Source organism: Thiocapsa sp. C2-2m (genome assembly GCF_041903745.1).
In the GTDB taxonomy this organism is placed as follows: Bacteria; Pseudomonadota; Gammaproteobacteria; order Chromatiales; family Chromatiaceae; genus Thiocapsa; species Thiocapsa roseilacustris.
In genome coordinates this window covers 55,078-62,205 of the sequence record NZ_JBBWVD010000035.1, presented here as the reverse complement: position 1 = coordinate 62,205, position 7,128 = coordinate 55,078, and the positions used below count along the sequence as shown (strand labels likewise).

Genomic DNA, 7,128 nt, shown 5'->3' with positions numbered 1-7,128 from the left:
CCACCACCCACCACCCACCACCCAATAACCAATAACCAATAACCAATAACCCCATGCCTCCCAACCCCGTCACTCAAGCACTGCAGCAGTCCCTAGCCCAACGCCTTGGCCCGCATCTACGCGGCATCTGGCTGTTCGGCTCGCGTGCGCGGGGCGATGCGCGCGAGACGTCGGACTACGATGTCCTGATCCTCGTAGACGAGAATACACAAGCCATTCGCGATAGCATCCTCGACGTACAGGTCGACATCCTTGACCATCACGACGCCCTGGTAGCAACCATCGTGAGGACGGAAGACGAGTGGCAGCGAAGTCAAGGCTACCCGCTTGCGAAAAACATCGCCCGAGAAGCCGTCCGCCTATGAACCTCGAAAGCGAGGCGCTGCTTGCCGCCGCCCAGAACAAGCTGGAAGCCGCCGCAGTGCTGCAGGCTTCGGGTCTACACGGCGATGCGGTATCCCGTGCCTATTACGCAGCCTTTCACGCCGTAAGCGCACTCCATCTTGCAGCCGGAAACAGCTTCTCAAGCCATGCCCAGCTGATTGGACGATTCAACAAAAACTATGTCCGCACAAGCCTGTTTGCTCCAGTATTCACCCGCACCCTGACCAGACTCTTCGAAGACCGTCAGCTCGGAGATTACGACGCAGCAGCCACAATTTCAGCAGAGCGAGCTGCCCAAGACATTGTTGACGCACAAGCCCTAGTCGATGCCATCCGCATCCATCTAAGCAACGCCACCCAAGCCAACAACAAACCAAACAAAAACACATAACAAACACCCAATAACCGATAACCAAATGCTCCCCTACGGCCGCCAAGACATCACCGAATCCGACATCGCCGCGGTTGAGGCCGTCCTGCGTTCCGACTACCTGACCCAAGGCCCAGCGATCCCGCGCTTCGAGCAAGCCATAGCGGACTACTGCGGCGCGGCCCACGGCATCGCCGTCAATAGCGCCACCAGCGCCCTGCACACCGCCTGCCTGGCCCTCGATCTCGGACCCGGCGACCGGCTTTGGACCTCCCCCAACACCTTCGTTGCTTCGGCCAACTGCGCTCGCTACTGCGGAGCCGACGTCGACTTCGTCGACATCGACCCACGCACCTACAATCTCAGTGTCGAGGCGTTGGCAGCCAAACTCGAACAGGCGGAGACGGCTGGAACCCTGCCGAAGATCGTTGTCCCGGTGCACTTCGCCGGCCAGCCGTGCGACATGCAGGCCATTGGCGTCCTTGCCCATCGCTACGGCTTTCGAGTCATTGAGGACGCCTCCCACGCGATCGGTGCACGCTACCAGGGTGAGCCGGTCGGCAATTGCCGATTTAGCGACATCACCGTCTTCAGCTTCCACCCGGTCAAGATCATCACCACGGGGGAGGGCGGTCTGGCCACAACCAACGACCTAGCACTGGCCGAGCGCATGGCCCGCCTGCGTACCCACGGCATCACCCGTGCCCCGGCCCTCATGCAAGGCAAGCCCGCCGGCCCCTGGGACTACCAACAGATCGAGCTCGGCTACAACTACCGCATGACCGACATCCAAGCCGCGCTTGGGCTCAGTCAACTCCAGCGCCTGGAAGACTACATTGAGCAGCGCCATGTCCTAGCGAGCCGGTACGACCGTCTGCTGGCGAAAATGCCAATTAGCATTCCCTATCGCGACTCGTGCCACCGTTCCGCGCTGCACCTGTATCCGATCCAGGTTGGCGCCAACCGGCGTGGCATCTTTGAGGACCTACGCGAGGCCGGGATTGGTGTGAACGTGCATTACATCCCCGTCCATACCCAGCCCGACTACCTGCGCCTCGGGTTCCGGCTGGGCGACTTCCCCATATCCGAGGGCTACTATAGCCAGGCGATCAGTCTGCCGCTCTTTCCGACCATGACCGAAGTGCAGCAAGACGCTGTCATTGAAACCTTGTCTATCGCAGTGTTTCGACGCAACCTGATGCCAACACTCGGTTGAGCTAAAGCGCAAACGAGCCAAGAGCAACCAATGCCAGCCATCGCCATCATCCAGGCCCGCCTATCCTCCAGCCGTCTCCCCGGCAAGGTACTCAAACCACTCGCGGGGCAGCCGATGATCTGGCATATCGTTCAACGTGCCAGGGCCTGTCAGCGGGTGGATCAGGTCGTGGTTGCCACCTCTGTCGAGCCCAGCGATGACGCGCTCGCGGACTTTCGTGCCCAGGACGACATACCCTGCCATCGCGGCAGCCTGCACAACGTGCTCAGCCGCTACCTGGAGGTTCTCGACGCGCATCGGCATCCCTACTGCGTGCGCATCACCGGCGACTGCCCACTGATCGCCCCGGATTTCATCGATCGACAGATCCAGGGCCTCGAGGCTCATGGCGGCGATCAGACCTGGCTGTCGGCGCCGGCCCCCGCGCTCGGCGGGCAAGGCGTCCACTCGACCCGCTCGCTTAAGGTCGTCGCTGAGCGCTCCACCCACCCGGACGACTTGGAGCACGTCGGCTCGCGCTACCTGGCCGAGCACCCCGAGCAATTTCGCATCATCGGCCTGCACCCGCCCAAGGCGCTCACGGACGCCAACAGGCGCGTGACGGTGGATGAAGCCGCCGACTACGAGATGATGCAGCACCTCTACACCGCGCTCTGGCAGGGCGAGCCCATCGCGCTCGACGACGCGCTCGACTGGATGGCGCGCCATCCCGAGCTGGCCGCCCACAACCAAGCCGTGCCACAATCGGCCATCAACCAAGAGCTCGCAGCCAAGCGGGAGGCTTGGGCGCGGCACGTGGACCTGTTCTGCGACTGGGATGATCCGAGCCACAGATGCCGAAGGGTATCCCCTACTGAAGCGGAGCTTTTCTGATGCCGACGATCAGCATGTTCTACGGGATCATCGTCAGCCTATATGCGCTCGATACCGATCGACATCACAGCCCGCATATTCATGTCCGTTACAATGAGCATAAGGCCGTTTTGCATATTCCGGATGGGTAGCTTCTAGACGGTTCGCTTCCCGGAAAGCAGATGAAACTCCTGCAAGCCTGGGTTGCAATCCACCAGGATGAGCTGATGGCCGATTGGCAACTCGCCAGCGAAGGGCAAACCCCCTTCAAAATTGACCCATTACGTTGAGACCCGAGCCATGACCCCAGATGTCGTCAAGGTCAAAACATTCATCGACTTCAGACTAGAAGTACAGTTCGCTGACGGCGAGGTAAAGCGGTTTGATATGAGTTCACTGCTCGATTATCCCGCGTTTTCGGTTTTGCGCGAAGGTAACCTCTTCATGTCGGCCAAGGTCGAGAACGGCACAGTCACTTGGACTGACGAGATCGATATTTCGCCGGATACCTTGTACCTTCGGGGTGAGGCCCTGCCACAAGACAGTGACCCTTGATACCTGGATTCCACCCCGCGGCCTGATCACACTGACCAGAGGCAACAGACAGGCGTCTTGCCGTCGCCAGATTCCTCGATGACGTCATCGCGAACGCCGACACGGAGCGCCTGATGCCCGTCTACCACGACCGGCTGTTCGACAAGTACCGGACCGACGTCGTGAGCCTGGCGGTGCTAGCCGATGCCACGGCCAGCTTTCGCCCAGATGCCTATCGACGCGAGCGCTGGGGCTGTGCGTTAGACTTTCGCTACCCGACCCACAAGCTGCTCGATCTGCTCGCCCGCTGGGACGCGCTCGAAGCCGACCCCAAGCCCTTCGCCGTGGTCGTCATGGCGCACCTGAAGGCGCAGGAGAGCAAGGAGGTCGCGATCCGCAAGCGTTGGAAGCTGCACCTGGTGCGGCTGCTCTACCCACGCGGCCACGCGCATGAGGATACCCTGGAACTGTTTCGCGTGATCGATTGGCTGCTCCAGTTACCACCGGGATTGGAGCATGAATTCAAGTGCGAATTGATCGCCTTCGAGGAGCAAGCCAACATGCCTTACATCACCAGTATCGAACGCCTCGGCCGCCAAGAGGGCCAAGCGCATATGCTCATCAGCCTGCTCAGCCTGAAGCTTGGCCCCCTCAGTGACGTCGAGCGCCCGCGCATCCAGACCGCCGACGCCGAGACCCTGCTCGAATGGTCCAAGCGCCTCCTCAACGCCCAAGCCCTTGACGACATCTTTGAGGCCTGACGACCGCGCCGACGCCCAACACTGACCAATACCACAGACGCAAGAACAGCGCCGTCCCCAAACCAACACCCAATAACCAACAACCAACGAACCTCGCCATCATCCTCACCCGCACTGCCAGCAACGGCATCCGCAACGACTGACGGAAGCGCCGTCCAGTCATCGTTGACATGAATATTTGGAGGTACGCCTAGATGGACTTCGCGAAAGAGCTTGAGGTCGCTCGTCGGGACCTTGTCGAGCAAGACCCGCTCTATCAGCCAACGGCCTTCTGGGCCCGTGCATCCGCTGAAATCACAAAAAGCCTGCTTGCCGAGGGTGTCGAGCGCTTTCGTGCTAATCCACGCTGTCTTGGCTTCTTTGTGCCCAACTATGGCGCTCCCACCAGCGGCATCAGTGCCGAAGAGCAGGCAAGGTTGCTCGAGGGATTCCGTAACCGCAATCCTGCGGCCGTCAAAGCGACGCTTGCCCTGGAGCAGATGCTGAGTGGGCGTACTGCAGCTCTGGCCGACCTTCGCGTGCTGCAAGCCGCGGATGACCCAAGCCGACTACCCCATCTCCATACCTTCACTGAATCCAGGGGGGGGGGGCCGTTGGAGCAGCACTCTATCGGTGAGCGGCGCTACTCTCGCTCTGCTCTCAACTACCTGCTCGGACTCGTGATGCTGAAACGGTACATAGCCAGAGAAGTCCCGAGCGAGCCGGTGCCCCGGACGGTGCTCGAGATCGGCGGCGGCTTTGGCACACTCGGCGAGATTCTGAGCCAAGCCGGCCTAACGGACTGGCGCTACATCGACATCGATATCCCGCCAACGGCGACGGTGGCGGAATGGTACCTTCGCCAAGCCGTGGGCGATGACCGGGTGCTCGGCTACTCCCAAACCAGAGATGCCGACACACTCGAGATCGGCAACCTGCCGCCGATCTCGGTATTGATGTCCTGGCAACTGCCTAGGCTCCAGGGCACCATCGATCTCTTCGTCAACTTCATCTCCTTCCAGGAAATGGAGCCCCCGGTGGCATCCAACTATCTGCGCTTGGTCTCCAACCTTGCCCCGAGTTGGGTTCTGCTGCGCAACCTGAAAGAGGGCAAACAGCGTCGCCAGCACCCGGACTCGGTTGGTGTCGATGAGCCAATCCTCGGCGATGACTATGCGGCGATGCTGCCGGAATACGCTTTGGTTGAGCGCGGCGCCATGCCCTTTGGCTATCTCACCGTGGATGGATTTCATTCCGAGCTGCTGCTTTTCAGGCGACGGTAGTGAGCGACATGACCTGCAACAACCTCTGCGTCATCCCCGCCCGCGGCGGCAGCAAGCGCATCCCGCGCAAGAACATCCGCGACTTCAGCGGCAAGCCGATGATCGCCTGGTCGATCGCGGCCGCCCAGGAATCGGGCCTGTTCGAGCACATCATCGTCTCCACCGACGATGACGAGGTTGCGGCCATCGCTGAATCCTTGGGTGCCGAGGTCCCCTTCCGTCGTCCGGCGGCGCTCGCCGACGACCACACCGCGACCCGACCCGTGATCATTCATGCCATCCGCGAGGCGGAACGCGACTTCGGACACCCCGACCACGTCTGTGTGATCTATCCGACCGCGCCCTTCATTCAGGTCGCCGATATCCAGCGCGGTCTGGCGCGGCTGATCGCCGCACATGCCGATTTCGCGTTCAGCGCTACCAGCTTCGCCTATCCGATCCAGCGCGCTTTGAGGCTGACCCCGACCGGTGGCGTCGCCATGATCCAGCCGGAGCATTGCCAGACCCGCTCGCAGGATCTGGAGCCAGCCTTTCACGATGCCGGCCAGTTCTACTGGGGCCGGACGGAGGTTTTTCTTGAAGATCGTGCGACCTTTTCGGACGGATCGGTCCCGATCATCCTGCCGAACTGGCGCGTCGTCGATGTCGACAACGAGGAGGACTGGCAGCGTGCGGAACTCCTGTTTAGGGCGTTGAAGACCCAGCCTAACCCATGACGGTCCTCTTTCGCTGCAATGCAAGTGCTACCATCGGTTTCGGCCACCTGACGCGCTGCCGCGCGCTCGCGCAGGCCTTGAGGGAGCAAGACCAGCGCTGCGTCATGGTCGGTCCAGATAGGGCTTATGCCAAGCCAACAGATCACGAGCTTTTCGAGGACTGGATTCCCGTTCCCGACTGGCCATCCGCCTTGGCGGATGCCAACAAAGTCATCGAGCTGGCTGAGGTTCACCGGGCCGATTGGCTGGTCTTGGATGACTACCGGATCGACGAGTCCTATCAGCTCAGCGTGCGCGCGGCTGGGCGGCGATGGTTGCAGTTTGACGGTACCGCGCATAAGCCGCTTTGGGCGGATCTCGTTCTGGTACCGAATATTGCGCTCGGCGAGAGTGACTATGTTCCAGTGCTTCGCAACCCGAAGACTAAGCTCTTATGCGGCCCCCGGTACGCGTTGTTGCGGTCGGAATTCCCGCCTGCCATCCTGCGGCCGAGCGAGCGACCAATCGAGCAGGTCTTGGTGACTTTCGGTGGTGGAGATGATCGCGGCGCCATCGAGTTTGTGCTCGCGAGCCTGCTCCCAAGTACACCCCCAAGCCTCCAATTCAGCGTCTTGTCGGGCGCTCACAATCCGCGCAATCAAGCGCTTACCAACTGGATTGCCCAACATGCCGATGGACGGGTCCAATTACTCATCAACCCCGATGAGTTGGCCCAGGTATTTGCGAGCTGCGATCTTGCCATTATGGCCGGAGGAACCAGTACCTTTGAGGCTGCCTGCTGTGGATTGCCGATGATCTTGGTCTCCATTGCCGACAATCAGACCAGAAACAGTGAAACCTGGGAGCAGTTCGGGGCGGCAATCTACCTCGGCGCATTTCCAGGTATAACAATGAATCTTTTGACGAAGACTTTCTTAGACCTTTTGCGCGATGGTGATCGGTGCCGAAGCATGGCCGAATCCGGTAAAACCAAGATCGACGGTCGAGGTGCCCAACGCATTGTCCAGGCCCTATTGACATCATGAAGAGTACG

General features: G+C 60.6%; 9 protein-coding genes and 1 pseudogene. All 10 read left to right on the top strand.

All coding sequences use genetic code 11. The features are described 5' to 3' along the window. The first annotated feature begins 53 nt into the window (after nucleotides 1-53). A complete protein-coding gene (locus tag AADX97_RS22850) occupies nucleotides 54-365 on the top strand; it encodes a nucleotidyltransferase domain-containing protein (RefSeq protein WP_374236340.1) in 312 nt (103 codons plus the stop codon). Next, entirely contained in the window at nucleotides 362-775 is a 414-nt protein-coding gene (locus tag AADX97_RS22845) for a HEPN domain-containing protein (protein WP_374236341.1), read from the top strand. Before AADX97_RS22850 ends, AADX97_RS22845 begins: the two co-directional genes overlap by 4 nt. Nucleotides 776-800: 25 nt before the next feature. Next, nucleotides 801-1,970 carry a UDP-4-amino-4,6-dideoxy-N-acetyl-beta-L-altrosamine transaminase gene (gene pseC / locus AADX97_RS22840; protein ID WP_374236343.1) on the top strand — a complete coding sequence of 390 codons (1,170 nt, stop codon included), beginning with the start codon at nucleotides 801-803 and terminating at the stop codon, nucleotides 1,968-1,970. 30 nt (nucleotides 1,971-2,000) lie between these two features. Then, on the top strand, nucleotides 2,001-2,843 hold the full coding sequence (locus AADX97_RS22835) for a cytidylyltransferase domain-containing protein (protein WP_374236344.1): 843 nt from the start codon (nucleotides 2,001-2,003) through the stop codon (nucleotides 2,841-2,843). Continuing rightward, a pseudogene (locus AADX97_RS22830) lies at nucleotides 2,843-3,112 on the top strand (DUF4160 domain-containing protein). Before AADX97_RS22835 ends, AADX97_RS22830 begins: the two are co-directional and overlap by 1 nt. A 10-nt stretch (nucleotides 3,113-3,122) precedes the next feature. Continuing rightward, a complete protein-coding gene (locus AADX97_RS22825; RefSeq protein WP_374236345.1) occupies nucleotides 3,123-3,377 on the top strand; it encodes a DUF2442 domain-containing protein in 255 nt (84 codons plus the stop codon). A 113-nt stretch (nucleotides 3,378-3,490) separates the two neighbouring features. Further along, nucleotides 3,491-4,117, top strand: a complete 627-nt coding sequence (locus AADX97_RS22820) for a hypothetical protein (RefSeq protein WP_374236346.1) — start codon at nucleotides 3,491-3,493, stop codon at nucleotides 4,115-4,117. Between the two features lie 194 nt (nucleotides 4,118-4,311). Further along, nucleotides 4,312-5,379 (top strand): putative sugar O-methyltransferase, encoded by a 1,068-nt coding sequence (locus AADX97_RS22815; protein ID WP_374236347.1) that lies wholly within the window; start codon nucleotides 4,312-4,314, stop codon nucleotides 5,377-5,379. Between the two features lie 8 nt (nucleotides 5,380-5,387). Next, on the top strand, nucleotides 5,388-6,095 hold the full coding sequence (pseF, locus tag AADX97_RS22810; RefSeq protein ID WP_374236399.1) for a pseudaminic acid cytidylyltransferase: 708 nt from the start codon (nucleotides 5,388-5,390) through the stop codon (nucleotides 6,093-6,095). Next, entirely contained in the window at nucleotides 6,092-7,120 is a 1,029-nt protein-coding gene (gene pseG, locus AADX97_RS22805) for a UDP-2,4-diacetamido-2,4,6-trideoxy-beta-L-altropyranose hydrolase (protein ID WP_374236348.1), read from the top strand. Before pseF ends, pseG begins: the two co-directional genes overlap by 4 nt. Nucleotides 7,121-7,128 lie beyond the last annotated feature (8 nt).